The organism is Bradyrhizobium sp. 147 (genome assembly GCF_023073935.1).
Lineage (GTDB): Bacteria > Pseudomonadota > Alphaproteobacteria > Rhizobiales > Xanthobacteraceae > Bradyrhizobium.
Genome location: NZ_JADPKL010000082.1, coordinates 16,592 through 34,787, shown reverse-complemented (window position 1 = coordinate 34,787; position 18,196 = coordinate 16,592). Strand labels below are relative to the sequence as shown.

Sequence of the window (18,196 nt, the reverse complement as noted above, 5' to 3'; positions counted from 1 at the left end):
CGCGCCATTCTCTCAAGTCTTTGTGAGATCGGCCTCGACCAGCGCGCGCAGCTCGGCGGTGACTTGAGGACGCCGGCCGAACCACAGCTCGAAGCCGCGCACCGCCTGGTGCAGCAACATGCCGAGCCCGTCGGCGGTCTTCAGGCCGTGCGCTTTGGCTGCCGCAAGCAGCGGCGTCACCAGCGGGACATAAACGAGATCGGCGACCACCGCCGCCTGCGGCAGGCGCGCCACATCGAGATGGAGCGGAGGCTGGCCGTGCATGCCGAGCGAGGTCGTGTTCACGAGAAGTTTTGCACGCGGCAGCACGTCGTTGATGCTGTCCCATGTCACAGGATGCACCTTTGGCCCAAACAGACTTGCCAGCGCCTCCGCCCGCGCGATGGTACGATTGGCAAGATGGATGCGCTTGATGCCTTGCTCGCGCAGTCCGAACACGACCGCGCGCGAGGAGCCGCCGGCCCCGAGGACCAGCGCCTCCTCAGCCGCATTCCAGCCGGGCGCGCTGGCATCGAGGTTGCCGATGAAGCCTTCGACGTCGGTATTGGTCGAGTGCAGCTCGCCGTCTTCGAACCACAGCGTATTGGCGGCACCCACCTCCGTTGCGCGCGCATCGGGTTTCGACAGCGCCAGCACGTCCTCCTTGTGCGGGATGGTGACGTTGGCGCCGACGAAGCCGCGCAGCGACAGCCGCAGCACGAAGTCGCGCAAATCCTCGGGCGGGACGGCCTCGATGACGTAGCCGCCCTCGATCCCGAGCGTGCGCAGCCAGTAATGATGAATCAGCGGCGAGCGCGAATGCGCCGCCGGCCATCCGATCAGACAAGCGGCGGGAGCCCTGGTCACGGTCGTCCTTCCCTCAAGCGATATGGAAGGCGATCCATTTCGCGTCCCGAAGGCTCTGTCAAGCGCACGAGCGCCGCATCGCCACGGCGCCGTCAGCTCGCGGCAGCCTCATCGGCTGCAGAGCTCTTGATGTCAGCAATCGCGCGCGCGAGGCTCTGGCGATAGCGCGCACGCGGCGGCGTCACGCCATGGGTGAGCAGAGCGCGGCGAACCGCTGGCGAGGCCCCCGTGATGAACAGCCTGATGCCCTGGCGATGAGCCCTCGCAGCGACGCGCCCGAGCACGTTGGCCGCGGTGGAGTCCAGGAACGGCACCGCGGCGAAATCGACCACGAAGGCTTTGCGCCGGTCGGCGATGCCGTCGAGCACGCTTCCGATCGCAGAGGCGGCGCCGAAGAAGAACGCGCCGGTGATGCGATAGACCAGCACGTCGCGGTCCACCGCAAGCGCGGGATCGTAGGGAACGCGCGAACCGTTGCCGTCGTCGGGGCGATCGGCGGCCACGAGCGGCGTGCGCTCCTCGATGCCCGTCATCTCCGCCATGCGATGGATGAACAGCACCGCGCCGAGCGCGAAGCCGACCAGGATGCCTTCGGTGAGATCGCGGAAGATCGTGAGCAGGAAGGTCGCGAGCAGCACGACGGCATCGCCCCATGACGAGCGCAGCAGCGTCGCGAATTCGTGCTTCTCCGCCATGGTCCAGGCCACGACGACGAGCACGGAGGCGAGCGCAGCCAGCGGAATGTAGCTTGCGAGCGGCGCCGCGATCAGCATGAACAACAGCAGGAAGAGCGCGTGCAGCATCCCCGCGAGCGGCCCGCGAGCGCCAGCGCGGATATTGGTCGCGGTGCGCGCGATCAGGCCGGTGACACAGATTCCGCCGAACAGCGCCGAGCCGATATTGGCGGCGCCTTGCGCCACCAGCTCGCAATTGGAACGGTGGCGGCGTCCGGTCATGCCGTCGGCCACCACTGCCGATAGCAGCGATTCGATCGCCGCCAACAGCGCGAACGCAATCGCATCCGGCAGCACCGCCCTTGCCTTCTCAAGCGAGAAGGCGGGCAGCGCCGGCGACGGCAATTCCCGCGGAATGCCGCCGAAGCGCGAGCCGATGGTCTCGACCGGCAGCGACAATACGGCAGTTGCGATCGCCGCAAACACGACCGCGATCAGGATGCCGGGCCAGGACGGCCGCCAGCGACGCAACACGCCAATGATGACGATGCTGACGATCGCGACCGCGACGGCGGCTGGATTGACGGTGGTGAGGCCGCCGGCGAGTGCAACGAGTTTCGGGACGAATTCGCTGGGCTCTTTCCCCGCAAGCGTGATGCCGCCGAGATCGCGGAGCTGGCTCGCAAAGATGATGACGGCGATGCCGGCAGTGAAGCCGACGGTCACGGGATAGGGAATGAACTTGATGTAGGTGCCGATCCGCAACAGGCCCGCCGCCACCAGGAACAGCCCCGCCATCAGCGTGGCGAGGATCACGCCCTCGACGCCGTGCCGCTCGGCCGTCACCGCAACCAGGACGATGAAAGCGCCCGCGGGTCCGCCGATCTGGAAACGGCTGCCGCCGAGCATCGACACGATGAAGCCGCCGATAACGGCGGTGTAGAGGCCGCGGTCCGGTGTCACGCCCGATGCGATCGCGATCGCCATCGACAGCGGCAACGCCACGATCGCGACCGTGAGGCCGGCGAAGACGTCGGCGCGAAAGTCCGCGGCGCCGTATCCCTCACGCCAGACGGTGACGAGCTTTGGCAAATACAATTCGGCAAAAGTCGGCCGGCGAAGCTGATGCAGTCTGCCCGCGTGATCGCTTGTGATGCTCATGCCCCACGATGCTCCGAAGCATCGTGCGTCCCGTGTTGCCGAGGTGCGACGATGCGCTAGCCCATCCTGATCCCGAGCATGATCAACGCCCGATCATGCCCCCACCCGCCGCGGCGGCCCCGGCTGCTTGAGGCGAACGCCGCGCCCGCCGCTGTCGCTGCGGGCCTGCTCGCCGATCAGCTCGACGCCCGCCCGATCGAACGCCTCGACCACCTTGATCAGGGTCTCGACCACGCCGCGAACATTGCCGGTGCTGGCTTCCATCCGCTGGATGGTCGGCAGCGAAACGCCGGCGAGCTCGGCCAGGGTTTTCTGGTCAATGCCGAGCAGCGCCCGCGCTGCCCGCATCTGGAACGACGTGATCACCGTGGCCTCACGTATCAGAACCTATAAATAACATCTGGAACATACACAATGATGTAAAATACATCACACGAGGCCGACCGCAAGGGCTTTATGCGCTCGCTGTCTCTCTCTTTGCAATAAAGGGTGGCAAGCCAGCGTCTCACCCTCTCCACGCAAGGGCGGGGAGAGGGAGTGAGAGGACTGTGCTTCCCGAATAGATCACGCCGCGTGCTGATGAGCGGCAATGATCTGATCGGCGGCGCGGCCAGTCACTTCGGCCATGTGGTCGAACTGGCGGGTGAAGCTGCCGGCGCCGGCGGTGGCCGAGCGCAGCTCGACGATCAGCTCACCGATCTCGGCTTCCGGCATCATGGCGCGAACGCAGTCCCAGCCGCTCCAGCCGTCGCGGGTGTCGAAGCCGAGGATCTGGCCACGCCGCGCCGACAGGATCGCGTTGATCTTGGCGGTGGCATCGGTCGGGCAGACGATCTCGACCATGTGGATCGGCTCGAGCAAGACCGGCTGGCATTGCGGCAGGCCCTCGTTGAGCCCGATCCGTGCCGCCGTGCGGAAGGCGAGGTCCGACGAATCGACGCTGTGATAGGAGCCGTCGGTCAGCGTCACCTGCACGTCGGTGACGGGGAAGCCGAGCGGGCCGCGCGCCAAGCCGTCGACGACGCCTTCCTCCACCGCGGGGATGTAGTTGCGCGGCACCGCGCCGCCCACCACCTTTTCGGCGAACTTGAAGCCATCGCCGCGCGGCAGCGGCCGGATTTCGAGCACGACGTCGCCAAACTGGCCGTGACCGCCGGACTGCTTCTTGTGGCGGCCACGCTGGACGATCGGCTTGCGGATGGTCTCCTGATAGCCGATCGCGGGCGGGTGCGAGGTGACCTTGACGCCGAAGCGGTCGCGCAGCCGCTCGCCGGCGACTCGCAGATGCATTTCGCCCTGGCCCCACAGCACGGTGTCGTGGGTCCGGGCGTTCTGGACAACAACCAGCGAGGGATCCTCCTCGTGCAGGCGGGCCATCGCCTGGCCGAGCTTCACGTCGTCCTTGCGATCGGTCGCCGCGATCGAGATCGCGAGCACCGGCGGCGTCGGCTCCACGGTGACGAGCGCCGCCGGCGGGGTCTTGCCGCTCGAGACAGTGTCGCCGGTCTTCACGGGATCGAGCTTGGCAAGCGCGACGGTGTCGCCGGCTTCGGCCGAGGCACGTTTGGTGTCGTAGGCGCCATTGACGGCGAGGATGCCGGAGATGCGTCCCGCGCCGCCGGAAGAGGATTGCAGCGTGGCGCCGTCGTCGAGATGGCCGGCGAGCAGCCGCGTCAGCGACAATTTTCCGCCATGCTGCGAATGCAACGTCTTGAAGACGTAGCCGAGCGCATCCCTGGTCTCGGGAACGCCGAGACGTTTTGCGGTCTCCGCGACACCCGGCGCCTCATGGCGCAGCGCCTTCATCAGGCGCAGCACGCCGTTTTCGCGCGCGGCGGCGCCCAGCAGCACCGGACAGATCAGCCCTTCGCGCAATTCGCGGGCGAGATCGTCGAACACGGCATCGCGCGGCGGCTGGATGTCCTCGAGAAGCTGCTCCATCAGCGCATCGTCGTGATCAGCGAGCTTCTCCAGCATCGAGAAGCGGGCCTCTTTCTCGCGGTCGAGATTGCCGCCTTCGAGCGCGATCACCTCGGAGGCCTTGTGTTCGCGATAGATGAAGGCGCGCTCGAGCGCGAGATCGACGAAGCCCTCGATCAGCTCGCCATTCCAGATCGGGATCTGGCGCAGTACCAGCGGCACGCGCGAGGCGGGCTGTAGCGTTGCGAGGCTCTCGCGCACGCGCTCGGTGGCGCGGTCGATCTTGTTGAGGAACAGGAAACGCGGGATCTTCAGCTCTTCCAGCTCGCGCAGGATGATCTGAAGCTGCGGCAGCTTCTTCTCGTCGGCCTCGCAGACCACGACCGCGGCGTCGACCGCAGGCAGCACGGCGCGCATGTCATAGGCGAATTCAACGGAACCGGGACAGTCGAGGAAGGTGTAACTGTCGCCCATGAAGGTCGTGGTGGCGGCAGTCAGGCCGACGGTCATCTTGTGATGACGGGCCTCGGGCGTGGCGTCACCGACAGAAGTTCCGGCATCGACGCTGCCGGCGCGTGGGATTGCGCCCGTTCGCGCCAGGATTGCTTCGAGAAGCGTGGTTTTACCGCTTTGGAATGGGCCCACCAGCGCAATGCACCGTGGACCTCGGGGACTTCTGACGTCCTGTCCCATTCGCCGTCTCCTTTTTTGTGGAGCTCGGCCCATGATTGGGTCGGCAGCGCAGATGCTCTGCCCGTCCCCGAGATTTGGCAAGCATCAAACGTCGCTGCGGTGCGTCGTCGGCTGGATTAAGACTTCAACTCTTGACGATTGGTACGATTATCGGTCCGAGCGTTCCACCTCGCCGCGACGGGGAGAGGCGAGCCGCCGCCGGTGCAGTTAGAATTGACGGCAATCAGCGGCCCGGACGGAGTTCCAGACTCTCCAAACCAGCGGCGATGTTGAGGCCGACCTGGCCCTGCAGGCTGAGCGGCTGAAGCGCGATCGAATTGTTGGAGCCGCCGACCAGCACGTTGCCCCCTAGGCCGACGCCAACTGAGGCGCTGCCCTGCGCGCCGGCGTAATTGCCGGAGAGATCGCCGGGGCCGAGCCGGTCGACCGGCGCGAACACGCCCCAGGCGAGCGCCGTCTCCTGGGTGATGCCGATGTCGAGACCGACTTTGCGGATGGTCGCGACGTAGCGGTCGTCGGGCAGCCCATCGGCGCGCAGCACGCAGCCGAGATGGGTCACCGATCCCACGATGAAGCCGACGCTGGCGCCGCCGCGGCACTCGAGCACGCCGACCCGCGCCATCCGCTGCTGCGCGCCGGCGGCAGCGACGGAGACAACAAGGCTTGCGGCGGCGAGCCCGGAGAGGAGGAACGAACGGCGCATGAAACGTCTCCGGCGATGATGGTGCGAGCAGGAAGGCGCGGCACACGCCGCATGATGGTCTATGCCACAATAGTTGTGGTGGGGCCAGATCGCGCGCAGGCGACAGAAAAAAGGGCCCACTAACCGCGGGCCCTTTGATGTCACGTCCTTGCTGCGCGCTTACCGCAGATTGCCGCAGAAGCGCTGGATGCGCTTGCAGGCGTCTTCGAGGTCCGAAGTCTTGGTCGCATAGGAGATGCGAAACGCCGGTCCCAGGCCGAAAGCCGACCCCTGCACCACGGCGACGCCTTCGGTTTCCAGCAGCTCGGTGACGAACGTCTCGTCATTGTCGATCACCTTGCCCGACGGCGCGGTCTTGCCGATCGTGCCGGCGCAGGACGGATAGACGTAGAACGCCCCTTCCGGCCGCGGGCACTCGATGCCTTTGGCCTGATTGAGCATGGAGACGACGAGGTCGCGGCGCTCCTTGAATACCTTGTTGTTGGCGGGGATGAAGTCCTGCGGACCGTTCAGCGCTTCGACCGCAGCCCATTGCGCAATAGACGAAGGATTGGAGGTCGACTGCGACTGGATCGTCGACATCGCCTTGATCAGCTGCGCCGGACCGCCGGCATAGCCGATGCGCCAGCCGGTCATGCAATAGGCCTTCGACACGCCGTTCACGGTGAGCGTGCGGTCGTAGAGTTTCGGCTCGACCTGCGCGACCGTGGTGAACTGGAAGTCGTCATAGACGAGATGCTCGTACATGTCGTCGGTCATCACCCAGACGTGGGGATGCCTGAGCAGCACGTCGGTGAGCGCCTTCAGCTCGGACTTGGTGTAGGCAGCTCCCGTCGGGTTCGACGGCGAGCACAGGATCACCCATTTGGTCTTGGGCGTGATCGCGCGCTCCAGCGCTTCGGCTTGAAGCTTGAAGCCTGTCGCAGCGGTGCAGACCACCGGCACTGGCTCGCCACCGGCGAGCGCCACCATCTCAGGATAGCTGACCCAATAGGGCGCGGGAATGATCACCTCGTCGCCCGGATTGATGGTCGCCATCAGCGCGTTGTAGAGCACCTGCTTGCCGCCGGTGCCGACGATGACCTGGTTCGGCTTGTAGGTGACGCCGTTCTCGCGCTGAAACTTGGCGATGATGGCTTCCTTCAACTCGGGAATGCCGTCGACCGCGGTGTACTTGGTCTTGCCGGCTTCGATAGCGCGGATCGCCGCCAGCTTAATGTTGGCGGGCGTGTCGAAATCGGGCTCGCCGGCGCCGAGGCCGATGACATTGCGGCCCGCCGCTTTCAGCGCGCGTGCTTTATCCGTGACCGCGATGGTCGCGGACGGCTTCACACGGTCGAGCGCAGCGGCAAGGAAGGACATCGTCATCTCCTGACAAGCGTCGTGAAGCCCTTCGCCTCACGACTCCGATTGTGGGAATGAGCCACCCTAAAACGGGAGCCGCTGCACCGCAAGACACTTCGGCCCGATCTCGCAGAAGTTTACGGATTTCCAGCGTTTCGAGCAGCGATTACCGCAATGTTCCGCAACTTTGCCCGCCGAATCCCTCATATCCGGCAAGGCTTGTCCTCGGAGCAATTTGTCGCTTCCTCTCATGGCCGGGCTTGCCGTCTTTGCTGAAGTTTCGCCGGCCCAAACGGCGAAGCCTTGGCGTAGCCGGGTCCCGGCCATCCACGCCTAGCCGCGCGCACGACGAACGTGGATGCCTCAGGACAAGCCTGGGCATGACGGCGCGCTGCATCCAAATCGCATGCGATCGTCGCCGAGTTCACGAATAGCCGACGCAACGCGCCCGTGCTCTAACGCAAGCGTGATCTCGTTTGCGCGGTCGCGCGGAAATGATCTTCCGCACCGTTGCAGTGCGGTAGGGATTTCGAGTTTTTCTATTGGCTGGCTCTTGCGGCGGATTCGCATCGGCATCATTGTTTAGCCGCGCTGCAGGGCAGCCAGCGCCGCGCCTTCCCATCCTCGGAAACGAACTCCCAGAATGTACAAGCTCTATTCGATGCAGCGCTCCGGCAACAGCTACAAGGTCCGCCTTGCGCTGGCGCTGCTCAACGTGCCCTACGAAGCCATCGAGGTCGACATTCTGCGCGGCGAGAGCCGCACGCCGGACTTTCTGGCGAAGAACCCGTCCGGCCAGGTGCCGCTGCTCGAGGTTGGCGGGGACCGCTATCTCGCCGAGTCCAACGCCATCCTCTGGTACGTCGCTGTCGGCACGCCGCTCGCGCCGGAGAACCGCATCGACCGCGCCGAGGCGCTGCAATGGATGTTCTTCGAACAGCACGCGCTCGAGCCCAACATCGGCGCGGCCTATTTCTGGCTGTCGCTGGTCAAGGGCGGCCGCGATCTCCAGACCCATTCGCTCGAGGACTGGATGGAGCGCGGCTATGGCGCGCTCCAGGTCATGGAGAACCATCTCAAGACCAACGCCTATTTCGCCGCGCGCCAGCTGACGGTCGCCGACATCGCGCTCTACGGCTACACCCACCTCGCCGATCGCTGCGATTTCGACCTTTCGACCTTTCCGGCGATCCGGGACTGGCTGAAGCGCGTCGAATCTGCGCCCGGCTTCGTCACGATGGACTGGCGCCCGGCCGACGTCGACGACCCCGCCAGCATCGCCGTGGGCGCCTGACAGGCTAGTCCCCGCTGGCGAATAGCGGGCACAAGGGTCGTCTTTGCCGCAATCTCGCCGTTTTCGGCGCGACGGCCGCCGCAATGTTGCCCGTTGAAACGGTGAAATTGTCCCGCGTTGCGGGTGATTCGCTCGCGTGTTGAAGGATTTAGACCCATGATTCGGGCGTCCGGCACGGCAGGCTTCCAGGGCCGATCCGCCACCGTCGCGTCTTCCCGGCTGACCAATGCGGTCGCGGCCTCGCTCGCCGTCGCCGCGCTCTCGCTGTGCCTGATCGTCACGCTGACGGTCATGTCGACCAAGGCGACCATGGCGATGGGCCTGCCGATCTGATTCCCGTTTCATCCTGGACCAGCCTTCAAGGCGCCGTGCGGCCCTTGCCGACCGGCATTGCGACAGGACCTCGATGAAGTCACCTGTGGTAGTCGTTGCAATCACGCTGACTGCGGCCATCCTGGTCGCGGCGTCGCTGTTGATTTTCACCGGCATGCGCAAGAGCTCGGGCACCTCGACGCTGAATGCACCGTCGCTGCAACAGCGCCTCAGGCACTCGCACTTGGTCTAAAATCATCCGAAAGATTTGCGCTTCGCGGCAAGGGTCTCTTAAGCGCGCCGCGCGAAATCGCATCGCATCTGCGCAACGATGAGCCAGTGTTGCTGCGTTGCCTCGTTCAGGAGGAGCGAGACTGGCCCATGCGGCTCGGGTGGCGTGCGATCTCCGGTCCGGTGCTGACGGCAGCGACGCTGCTCCTGTCGACGCTGTTCGATCACTTCATCCCCGCTCCCTCCGCTGCGCCGCTGCTGGTCTGCATCGTGGCGCTGGCCGGCACGCTGTCGGGTCTCGCCTCCGCCGTGACCAGCGCAGCCATCGCGGTCACCGGCGCGGCGCTGCTCTTCCTCAACCAGCATGGCGTCTCCGGATATGGCATCGCGGACCTGGTCCGGCTCGGCCTGCTGGCAATCGCGGCCGCCGGCACCGCAGCCGTCACCGTCCTGATGCGCGAGCGGCTGCTCGGCACGTTCGCGGGCGAGCGCCAGAGCCACGCGACCGCCGCGCGCCTGTCGGCCGCGCTCGACCAGATCGATATCGGCGTCGTGCTGCTCGATGCCGAGACCCGAGCCGAATTCATCAACCGCGCGTTCCGCGATTATTTTGCGGTGCCTGACCAGATCGCCGACGGCAAGCCGCCCTTCATCGCGCTGATGTATCACGGCCGCGATACCGGGGCGTTCGAGCTGCCCGAGGACGAGCTCGGCACCTTCATCGCGCAACGCATGGAGATGGTGCGGATCGGCGATGCCAGGCCGATCAACATCGCCTTGCGCAACGGCGAGGTGCTGCGTTTCGTCTGCACCGCGCTGCCCGACGGCGGCCGCATGCTGAGCTACACGCCGGTGACCGACCTCGTGCGCCACACCGACGCGCCCGCGCGTGCCGACTACTACCGCTCGCTGCGCGATCCGGCGAACCGAAGGCTGATCCGCTCTTTGCGCGTTGCAGAGTGATGCGACAGCAGGATTGATCGGCAGCGCGATAATCTCGTATCAAGGATGCCTCACCGGCCGTTCGCATCCTCCGAGCCCAGGAATATCAGATGTCCCTCACCATTCGCTCCGTCACGAAGCAGGATTACGAACAATGGCTGCCGCTGTGGGACGGCTACAACGCCTTCTACGGCCGTTCGGGCCCGACCGCGCTCGCGCCCGAGATCACGCGCATGACGTGGCAGCGTTTCTTCGACGCCTATGAGCCGGTGCATGCGCTGGTCGCCGAGAGCGACGGCCAATTGCTCGGACTGACGCATTATCTCTTCCATCGCAGCACCACCGCGATCGAGCCGTCCTGCTATTTGCAGGATTTGTTCACGCGCGAGGCAGCGCGCGGCAAGGGGGTTGCCTCGGCGCTGATCTATGGTGTGTATGAGCGGGCGAAATTGGCGGGGTCGCCGCGCGTCTATTGGCAAACGCACGAGACCAATGTCACCGCGCAGCGACTGTACGACAAGGTCGCGGAGCGCTCCGGCTTCATCGTCTATCGCAAGATCTTCTAATCTTCGCAGGCAGATCCTGTGGATAGTTCCTGCCTGTCACCCGCGCGTAACACAGCGGAACTACGCTGCACCTGCGTCTGGTCAGGCTCCCCCGTCACCGATCAAGCGCCCCAAGCGGTCCCCGTCAGTCGCCGCGTCTGACAGGGGCCGCATTTTTTTATGGCAGCGTCACTTCGCGCCCCCGCCGACCGTCTGCATCACCTCAAAACCTTCGAACTGAGGATGGCCGAGATAGAGCGGCTTGTTGTCGCCAGCCCGGTGATGCGCGGCGCGAAATGCTTCCGACTTGGTCCACGCCTCGAACGCCGCGTAATTCGCCCACACCGTGTGCGAGGCGTAGAGCGTATGGTCTTCGAGCTCGGGGCCCTTCAACAGATGGAATTCGACGAAGCCCGGCACCTTGTCCAGATGAGTGTCGCGCGTGAGCCAGACCTGCTCGAAAGCGGCCTCGGAGCCCTTGGCGACGCGGAACCGGTTCATGGCGATGTACATTGCGGTGATCTCCTGATGTCGCATCATTATCGCGTCATTCCCCGGCGCGCGGCAAGCGCGGGCCCGGAATCCATTTTGCGATTCCGGGTTCGCGCTACGCGCGCCCCGGAAATGACGGGCTGATATTACGCCACCAGCCCCTTCATCGGCTTTGCGGCGGCGCTATCTGGAAACACCGTCTCCGCCAGCACGCGATCCGAAAGGCCGAACTGGTCCTGCAGCACGCCCTTGATCACGGAGCGCAGATCGGTGGTCGGCTTGAGGTCGCGCCCTTCGTGGAGGTTGGCAAGCTTGAGGCCGGGCCAATCGGCGATGACGCGGCCGCCCATCACCGCGCCGCCGGCGAGCAGCGCGATCGTTCCCGTGCCGTGATCGGTGCCATCAGTACCGTTGATGCGCGCGGTGCGGCCGAACTCAGTGGCGACGACGACCACGGCGTCGCGCCAGCGTTCGCCGAGCCCGCTTTCGAATTCGGCGAGCGCGCCGTCGAGGCCGCCAAGCAGGAAGGCGAGACGCCCCACAGGCCCGCCTTCGTTGGCATGCGTGTCCCAGCCGTCGAAGGCGAGCGCCGCGATGCGCGGACCATCGTCGGCCGCCATCAATCTTGCCGCGCCGCGCGCCACCTGGCGCATCTGCACGGCTGCGTTGCCGCCCTTCGGCTTCATGTTGTCGCCGCTTGCGGCCTTGTCGAGCTGAAGGCCTTGCGCCAAGGCCGTCGCCAGCACGGGATCGCGATGGCGGTAGAGCTCGACGAGCCGCATTGCAGTGTCGTCGTCGGCCTGCGGCAGCGCGACCGGCGCCCAGCCGACGGTCGGCGCATTGCCGCGCAGCACCAGCGGCGTGGTCGGGCCGACAGCGAGGCCGCTCGATACCCGCTCGCCGCGCGGTAGCACTTCCAGCGCGCGATTGAGCCAACCGGACTGCACCCGGCCCGGGCCGGCATAGCCGCTTTCGAGCACGTCCTGGCCGTCGAAATGCGAGCGATCGCGATACGGTGTTGCGACCGCGTGGATCACGGCGGCGTGCTTGTCGCGGTACATGCGTGCGAACTCCGGCATGGCGGGATGCAGCGCGAAGAAGCTATCGAGCATGGTCGCGGGGTGCGCGCCGTCAGCCGTGAGCGCGATCGAGCCGTGCAGGCCGGCGTAATCGGGGTCGCCGATCGGGGCAACGGTCGAAAGCCCGTCGAGCGCGCCGCGCAGGATCACCACGACCAGGCGCGGATCGCGCCCGTCGGCGGCGCGTGCGAATTTCGGCAGGTAGGCCCAGGCGGCGAAGGAGGCGCCGCCGAGCAGGAGCCCGCGGCGCGAGGTCAGGAGCCGGTTCTCGACGCAGTCGATCATCATCATCTCCGCTGCATTTCCGGCGACATCAGCAGCAGCGCCAGCGCCTGCTGCCGCGACTCCGCGCGCTCGATGGTTCGCCGCGTCTCGATGGAGGCCGCATCGGCCGCGGCGAATTCCAGCAGGTCGAGCGGATCGATGTTATTGCCGAGCCGCGAGCCAATTTGCGCCGCGATATCGAGCCTGAGCTTCATGCCCTCGGGTGCGGCCCAGGCTGCATTGGTGTCGGGAAAGCCGTTGGGCCCGGCCGGCGACCATAGCGGCTGCCCGAGCAGGTTGAGGCCATTGAGATAACGGCTCGGATCCTCCGGCACGCGCGCGAGCAGCCGCCCGCTCGCGACCAGGAAATCGTAAGGCGAGCGCATCTTGGTCAGCGGCGCTGTCCACGCCTCGTCGGAATCGACCAACGCCATGGCAAGCGCCTTGAGGTCGCCATCGGTCCTGAGGAAGATGTCGCGCAACCGCGCAACGAGAGATGGCGGCGGATCATCGGCAACGAAGTGGCGGACGAACTTGGCGGCGATGAAATTCGCGGTCGAGGGATGGCGCGCGAGGTCGGCGAGCGCGGCCTCGCCTTGCGCGAGGCCCGCCTGGCCGTAGGTCTTGCCGAGCAGGATCTGCGGCCCCGGCTGATGCGCATTGACGTTGAACACGAAGGAGCCGGGCGCCCCCAGCTGCCCCTGGCGGCCGGCAAAGGTCCAGCCGGTGATGATGCGCGCGAGCGAGGTGACATCGTGCTGCGTGTAGCCGCCGTCGACGCCGAGCGTATGCAGCTCCATGATTTCGCGCGCCAGATTCTCGTTCAGCCCGCGCTTGCGGTTTTGCCCCGCACGCGAATCCGGTCCGAGCGATTGCTGGTTGTCGAGAAAGAATAGCATCGCCGGATGCTGCTCGACCGCCTTGAGCATGTCGGCGAAGCGCCCGAGTACGTGGGGCCTGATCGCCTCGCGCTCGAACGCGCCGGCCCAGATGCGCGCCAGCTCGCCCTTGCTCGCGGAGATGCAGAAATGGTTGGACCAGAACACGACGAGGCGCTCGGTGAAGCCGCACTCGACGAGGGTGGCCCGCTGCAACCGCGCCAGCGCCTCGGTGCGAAATGTCTTCTGGATGACATTGAGCGGCTGCGGCGCGGGCTTTGCGGCGGGCGGCGCGCCGGGGCTGGGCTGCATGGCCTCCGGCTTCGCCGCATTGTCCGCTGGTCTCGCATCCGCCATCTGGCCGGCGACCTCGCTCGCGGCTGCGTTCAGCGAGAGATTGCGGCGCAGGGCGGGCTTCTGATCGGCAGGCGCTTGTGTCGGCATTTCAGCGGCCGCCGTGGCCTTGGCGGCGTCGCGCGCCTGCTTGACCTCGTCCTGATAGGCGAACACCGCCTGCCCGAGCTGCGGCGTCGATTGCAGACCCGGCGCTTCCAGCAGCACGCCATTGGGACGCGCAAGCTCTGCCTTGACGAAACCGCGCGGGTCGGAGGCGGCATTGATGAGATCGCCGGACGCGCCGCCGCGGGCGCCGAAGCCGAAGCGGTTGAGCGCAACGAGGGCGGCTTGCGAATCACGGGCCATCGGTCTGTCCTTCGCGCGCCTGGAGCCGCTTTCCGAGTCCGTGCGCAAGGCATAATATACCGCGGCGGCCAATGAACCCGACATGAAAATGACGGCCTAGCTTCGACGTAAATCATGACAAATCAGCAAGAATCTGCGTTGCCGGAACCCCGCCGCCTCGCCTGCTCCCGCTGCGGCGCCGAGTTCGGCTGCGAGCTCTCGGGCAGCTGCTGGTGCGCGGAGGAGACGGCAAGACTGCCAATGCCAGTCGACGGCGAGGATTGTTTGTGCCGGTCGTGTTTGCGGCAGGCGGCGGGGGCGAGTGCTGCTCGTTAGGCACGAGAGCCGACCACGCTTTCCGTGTCGTGAGCCAGGAGGACCCATTACCCTGGCGAGCATGTGACGAAGATTCCTCGTTCGGTACTCGCACTGCCCACGATTGATAGATCACGCGGGATGGGCCCTGGCTTCGCTAGGACGACGATGGGAGCGAGCCTACCCTACACCGCGAATCCGGGCGACTTGCGCGCCATGCCGTCGAACGCGTCGAGCAATTTTTCCCGCCACGCATAAACCGGATCATTGGCTTCCAGCAGCTTGAACGGGCTCACCACCCGCGCCCATTGAAAACCGCCGAACACGATATAGTCGGCGTAGTTGGGCGCGGCGCCGCCGAGATAGGGCTGCTTCTTCAATGTCTGCCGCATCACCTCCAGCGACTTGCGGAACGCGACAACGCCGGTGTCGCGGCTGGCCATGACCTGTTCCAGTGACTTGCCGCCGAAGCGCGCCTCGCGCGACTGGCGGAAATAGGCGGCGTCGACCTCGGCGAGGTTCTTCGGGATGTCGGCGACGATCAACGGAAAGATGCCGCCGACGATGGCGATATCGCCGAAGGCATTGATCATGGGCGCCATGGCGCGACCGCCCTCGCCGCCGAACAACGATGCACGATCCGGATAATTGTCTTCGAGATAATTCGCGATGGTCCAGGAATCGACCACGGGCTTGCCGTGATGCAGCAGCACCGGAACTTTCTCGGAGCCATGCGGCGCAAGCGCGCTCTTCTCGGTGAAGCGCCAGGGCAGCGATTCCGCCATCAGCCCCTTATGCGCGAGCGCCATCCGCGTGCGCCAGCAATACGGGCTGAACGGGCGCGCTGCGTCGATGCCGACGAGTTCGTAGAGTTTGAGTGACATGCAAAGCAACTCCCTGCCAGATCCTCATCCTAAGGAGCGCGGAACGCGCGTCTCGAAGGATGAAGGCCCGATCTCGGCCTCGCTCTTTCGAGACGCGCGCAAGATGCACGCTCCTCAGGGTGAGGGTCTCCCATTCTGGATTTGCTTCGCTGACGCTCGCAATGGCGATGTCGAGACGGAGGTGCGCATCACCGCCGGTTCATCCGCAGCAGCTTCTCGCCGCCTTCCGTCACTGCGATGATCAGCCCGATTCCGGGCACCGTCTTCCGCGCGACATAGCCGCGCTCAGTGGCGTCTTCCCAGATGGTGAGGCGCGGGCACGAGGTCTTCCAGGTCGCGATCACCTCGGCATAGGCGCGCGGCTCGCGTGCGACCCATTCGACGAAATCCAGCACCAGCGGATCGGCGGTCTCGCTCATTGCAAACCTCCCTTATCGAAGGCGACCGCGACCTCCGTACGCAGCAGGAGCCAGCCGCCATAGGCGATGTAGTAGCAGGCGATGGTGGTGATCAGCTTGTTCGACCAGGCCACGAATTGCTGGTCGGTCATGGCTTCGAGGATGCGGCGCGCCAGTGTGGTGCCGAGCATCGAAGCTGCGATCGCGACGCCGGCGAGGACGGGATCGAGGCTCGCCGCCTGGTCGATGATGCCGCCGAAATAGACCAGCTTGGTGAAATGGCTGACCAGCTGGCACATCGCCTTGGTCGCCACCTTCTCGCGCCGGCCGAAATCGCCGCCGAGGAAGAAGGTGTCGAGCAGCGGGCCGGAGACGCCGGTCATCAGCATCAAGCCCATGCAGATCGAGCCGTAGACCGAGCCCTGCCAGACGCTGTCGGGGTTGGGCTTGATGTTTGACGGCAGCAGCCGCGCCATGAACGGCGTGATGCCGAGCAGCAGCAGCGCGACCGCCTTGTCCGGAACGTAGCGCGTGAGGGACCAGGCCGCGAGCGCGACCGCGCAGCCGGCTAGATAGTTCGCGACCGGCCGCCAGCGGATATGCGCGCGCCACAAAAACGCACGCCAGCCGTTCGAGGCCATCTGCGTGATCGCATGCAGCACCATGGCCGCCGGCAGCGGCATCAATGCCAGCAACACGCCGATCAGGATCAGCCCGCCCGCCATGCCGAACAGCCCGGACAGGAACGCGGTGGCGACCATCAGCATGCCAAGGGCAGCGATCACGATGGGCGTCACGAAAGGATTCTCCTCAACATAGGCAAGGCACGCAAGCTGCTTGCGCTGCCTCGCCCCGCTTGCAGGGAGAAGCGAAGAGCGCTGCGCTGCCGGAATCAACCTAGAATTACACTCGTTCTTGTGCCTCGCTTGCTCGCCACGCGCAAACTGAGTTATCTTGGCCTGGCATCAGCTTTCCTGAGGGTCGGGCATTTGCGGCGGCTGCTGTTTCTTAACGGCATCAAGGCATTCGAGGCGGCGGCGCGGACCGGCAGCTTTGCCGCGGCCGGGCTCGAGCTGAACGTGTCGGCGGCCGCCGTCAGCCGCATGGTGCATCTGCTGGAGGAGCGCCTCGGCCTCGCGCTGTTCGAGCGCAAGGCCAACAAGCTCGTGCTGACGCAGGCCGGCCGCGCCTATCAAAGCGGGCTGACGCCGATCTTCGATGCGCTGGCGAGCCTCACCGCGCAGGTGACGGCGCCCTCCAGCATGCGCGTGCTCACCATCGGCGTCGGCCACACTTTTGCGATGCGCTGGCTGATCCCGCGCCTGTCGGAGTTTCGCAGCGAGGAGCCCGACATCGAGGTGCGCTTCACCACCGGCGGTGCCTCGGTGCCGTTCGGCGAGGACTGGAGCTGCGGCATCAAGCTCGGCACCGGCGACTGGCCCGGCCTCGTCGCCGAGCCGCTGTTCGCGGGTGACCTCACGCCGGTCTGCGTGCCGCGCCTTGCGAGCGGCCTGAAGCGGCCGGCCGATCTCAGGGGACCGAGCCTGATCCGCGTCGCGCATTCGCCGCAGGACTGGCCGCTCTGGCTCAAGGCCGCGAACCTGGCGCGCATCAACGCGCGCGGGCCCGAGTTCCAGTTCTACGGTCAGGCGCTGCAGGCCGCCGCGGACGGACTCGGCGTCGCCATGGGCATTCGACCCTATATCGACGACGATCTCGCGGCCGGACGACTGGTGGCGCCATTCGACCTCTCGGTGCCCAAAGGCATGCGCTGGTACCTGCTCTATCGCAGCTTCCAGACCGAGCAACGCGACTTCGCTGCGTTTCGCCGCTGGATCATGCGCGCGGCGTCGGAACCGGCAACGCGTCCGGCGCGGCGAATCGGCCGTGCTGCGGCGCGGAACTGACGCGCTCGGCAAAAAAGCCTCGCAGCTTGTGAACGGCTTCACATCCCGAGATTCGCAAATGTGGTCCCCTGACCCTCTGACAAGAAACGTGGGACCGACAAGAATGACGACCCTCTACGACGGCTTTGACATCGAATCCTTCGAAGCTGGAAAAGGACTGTGGCACGCCCGCATCCGGCGCGCCGATTTCAGCCCGCTTGCAATCGACGGCGTGCTGTTTCCCGCCATGGAAGTCGGCTTCGCCTGGCCCGACCGCGACGCCGCGATTGCCGATGCCAAGCAACACATCGATCGCTTCCGCCGGCGGGCCGGCAGCGACGACGAATAGCGTCCGCGGACGGACCAGCGGCGGGGCGCCGCAAGGGGGAACCGGTCATGTCTGTCACCGAAATCGGCTCAGTGCGGCCGCGGATCTATGCGCGCGCCGTGCTGTCCAACTGCCCGGAATGCGACGGCGATCTCATGGTGCTCCGTGTGATCGGCGGTCGCGCGGGATGCGAGTACTGGACCATGCGCTGCACCGATTGCGGCGGCATCCATCTGGACGTCCTCGAGCCGAACATCGCGGCTGAGGATGACGAGGGGCCGCTGCCGGCGGGGTGACGCCAGGCCTGCTGCCAACCTGCTGTCAGC

21 protein-coding genes are annotated in these 18,196 nt (G+C 65.9%); 9 read left to right on the top strand and 12 right to left on the bottom strand.

Going from position 1 to position 18,196, the window contains the following annotated elements; translation table 11 throughout:
* Positions 1-12: 12 nt before the first annotated feature.
* The 6 genes from IVA87_RS19425 to IVA87_RS19400 all read right to left on the bottom strand — a co-directional run bounded on the left by IVA87_RS19425 (position 13) and on the right by IVA87_RS19400 (position 7,359).
* A complete protein-coding gene (locus tag IVA87_RS19425) occupies positions 13-846 on the bottom strand; it encodes a shikimate dehydrogenase (protein WP_247308218.1) in 834 nt (277 codons plus the stop codon).
* A gap of 92 nt (positions 847-938) precedes the next feature.
* Positions 939-2,681 (bottom strand): SulP family inorganic anion transporter, encoded by a 1,743-nt coding sequence (locus tag IVA87_RS19420; RefSeq protein ID WP_247308220.1) that lies wholly within the window; start codon positions 2,679-2,681, stop codon positions 939-941.
* A gap of 93 nt (positions 2,682-2,774) precedes the next feature.
* Positions 2,775-3,047, bottom strand: a complete 273-nt coding sequence (locus IVA87_RS19415; RefSeq protein WP_247277510.1) for a helix-turn-helix transcriptional regulator — start codon at positions 3,045-3,047, stop codon at positions 2,775-2,777.
* A 198-nt stretch (positions 3,048-3,245) separates the two neighbouring features.
* Positions 3,246-5,294: an elongation factor G gene (locus tag IVA87_RS19410; RefSeq protein WP_247308224.1), complete on the bottom strand. Its 2,049-nt coding sequence runs from the start codon at positions 5,292-5,294 to the stop codon at positions 3,246-3,248.
* Between the two features lie 223 nt (positions 5,295-5,517).
* Positions 5,518-5,997, bottom strand: a complete 480-nt coding sequence (locus IVA87_RS19405; RefSeq protein WP_247308227.1) for a DUF992 domain-containing protein — start codon at positions 5,995-5,997, stop codon at positions 5,518-5,520.
* Positions 5,998-6,156: 159 nt separating this feature from the next.
* A complete protein-coding gene (locus IVA87_RS19400) occupies positions 6,157-7,359 on the bottom strand; it encodes a pyridoxal phosphate-dependent aminotransferase (RefSeq protein ID WP_247308230.1) in 1,203 nt (400 codons plus the stop codon).
* Between the two features lie 625 nt (positions 7,360-7,984).
* On the opposite strand from IVA87_RS19400, the gene IVA87_RS19395 reads away from it, so the two are divergent.
* The 5 genes from IVA87_RS19395 (at position 7,985) to IVA87_RS19375 (ending at position 10,686) form a co-directional block, all read left to right on the top strand.
* Complete coding sequence (locus IVA87_RS19395; RefSeq protein ID WP_247277514.1) at positions 7,985-8,635, top strand: glutathione S-transferase family protein; 651 nt, start codon at positions 7,985-7,987, stop codon at positions 8,633-8,635.
* Positions 8,636-8,791: 156 nt separating this feature from the next.
* Entirely contained in the window at positions 8,792-8,968 is a 177-nt protein-coding gene (locus IVA87_RS19390) for a hypothetical protein (protein ID WP_247308233.1), read from the top strand.
* A 73-nt stretch (positions 8,969-9,041) separates the two neighbouring features.
* On the top strand, positions 9,042-9,200 hold the full coding sequence (locus IVA87_RS19385; RefSeq protein WP_247277516.1) for a hypothetical protein: 159 nt from the start codon (positions 9,042-9,044) through the stop codon (positions 9,198-9,200).
* Between the two features lie 128 nt (positions 9,201-9,328).
* The gene (locus IVA87_RS19380; RefSeq protein WP_247308237.1) at positions 9,329-10,141 is read left to right on the top strand and encodes a PAS-domain containing protein; all 813 of its coding nucleotides are present in this window, start codon (positions 9,329-9,331) and stop codon (positions 10,139-10,141) included.
* A gap of 89 nt (positions 10,142-10,230) precedes the next feature.
* The gene (locus tag IVA87_RS19375) at positions 10,231-10,686 is read left to right on the top strand and encodes a GNAT family N-acetyltransferase (RefSeq protein ID WP_247308239.1); all 456 of its coding nucleotides are present in this window, start codon (positions 10,231-10,233) and stop codon (positions 10,684-10,686) included.
* A 168-nt stretch (positions 10,687-10,854) separates the two neighbouring features.
* Here the strand turns inward: IVA87_RS19375 and IVA87_RS19370 are convergent, their stop codons facing one another.
* The 3 genes from IVA87_RS19370 to IVA87_RS19360 all read right to left on the bottom strand — a co-directional run bounded on the left by IVA87_RS19370 (position 10,855) and on the right by IVA87_RS19360 (position 14,080).
* Positions 10,855-11,178, bottom strand: a complete 324-nt coding sequence (locus IVA87_RS19370; protein WP_247308328.1) for an antibiotic biosynthesis monooxygenase — start codon at positions 11,176-11,178, stop codon at positions 10,855-10,857.
* Between the two features lie 125 nt (positions 11,179-11,303).
* A complete protein-coding gene (locus tag IVA87_RS19365; protein WP_247308331.1) occupies positions 11,304-12,521 on the bottom strand; it encodes a DUF1501 domain-containing protein in 1,218 nt (405 codons plus the stop codon).
* A gap of 2 nt (positions 12,522-12,523) precedes the next feature.
* Complete coding sequence (locus IVA87_RS19360; RefSeq protein ID WP_247308241.1) at positions 12,524-14,080, bottom strand: DUF1800 family protein; 1,557 nt, start codon at positions 14,078-14,080, stop codon at positions 12,524-12,526.
* 114 nt (positions 14,081-14,194) lie between these two features.
* Here IVA87_RS19360 and IVA87_RS19355 point away from each other — a divergent pair, with 114 nt between their 5' ends.
* Positions 14,195-14,395: a cysteine-rich CWC family protein gene (locus tag IVA87_RS19355; RefSeq protein ID WP_247308244.1), complete on the top strand. Its 201-nt coding sequence runs from the start codon at positions 14,195-14,197 to the stop codon at positions 14,393-14,395.
* Positions 14,396-14,559: 164 nt separating this feature from the next.
* Here IVA87_RS19355 and IVA87_RS19350 read toward each other — a convergent pair whose 3' ends face one another.
* From IVA87_RS19350 to IVA87_RS19340, 3 genes are all read right to left on the bottom strand, one after another.
* The gene (locus IVA87_RS19350) at positions 14,560-15,258 is read right to left on the bottom strand and encodes a glutathione S-transferase family protein (RefSeq protein WP_247334608.1); all 699 of its coding nucleotides are present in this window, start codon (positions 15,256-15,258) and stop codon (positions 14,560-14,562) included.
* A gap of 188 nt (positions 15,259-15,446) precedes the next feature.
* Complete coding sequence (locus IVA87_RS19345) at positions 15,447-15,677, bottom strand: hypothetical protein (RefSeq protein WP_247308251.1); 231 nt, start codon at positions 15,675-15,677, stop codon at positions 15,447-15,449.
* A complete protein-coding gene (locus IVA87_RS19340) occupies positions 15,674-16,453 on the bottom strand; it encodes a sulfite exporter TauE/SafE family protein (protein ID WP_247308255.1) in 780 nt (259 codons plus the stop codon). The genes IVA87_RS19345 and IVA87_RS19340 overlap by 4 nt, the downstream gene beginning before the upstream one ends.
* A gap of 192 nt (positions 16,454-16,645) precedes the next feature.
* On the opposite strand from IVA87_RS19340, the gene IVA87_RS19335 reads away from it, so the two are divergent.
* The 3 genes from IVA87_RS19335 (at position 16,646) to IVA87_RS19325 (ending at position 18,166) form a co-directional block, all read left to right on the top strand.
* Positions 16,646-17,563, top strand: a complete 918-nt coding sequence (locus IVA87_RS19335; RefSeq protein ID WP_247308258.1) for a LysR substrate-binding domain-containing protein — start codon at positions 16,646-16,648, stop codon at positions 17,561-17,563.
* 103 nt (positions 17,564-17,666) lie between these two features.
* A complete protein-coding gene (locus tag IVA87_RS19330; RefSeq protein ID WP_247308260.1) occupies positions 17,667-17,891 on the top strand; it encodes a hypothetical protein in 225 nt (74 codons plus the stop codon).
* A 47-nt stretch (positions 17,892-17,938) separates the two neighbouring features.
* Positions 17,939-18,166: a hypothetical protein gene (locus tag IVA87_RS19325; protein WP_247334607.1), complete on the top strand. Its 228-nt coding sequence runs from the start codon at positions 17,939-17,941 to the stop codon at positions 18,164-18,166.
* Positions 18,167-18,196 lie beyond the last annotated feature (30 nt).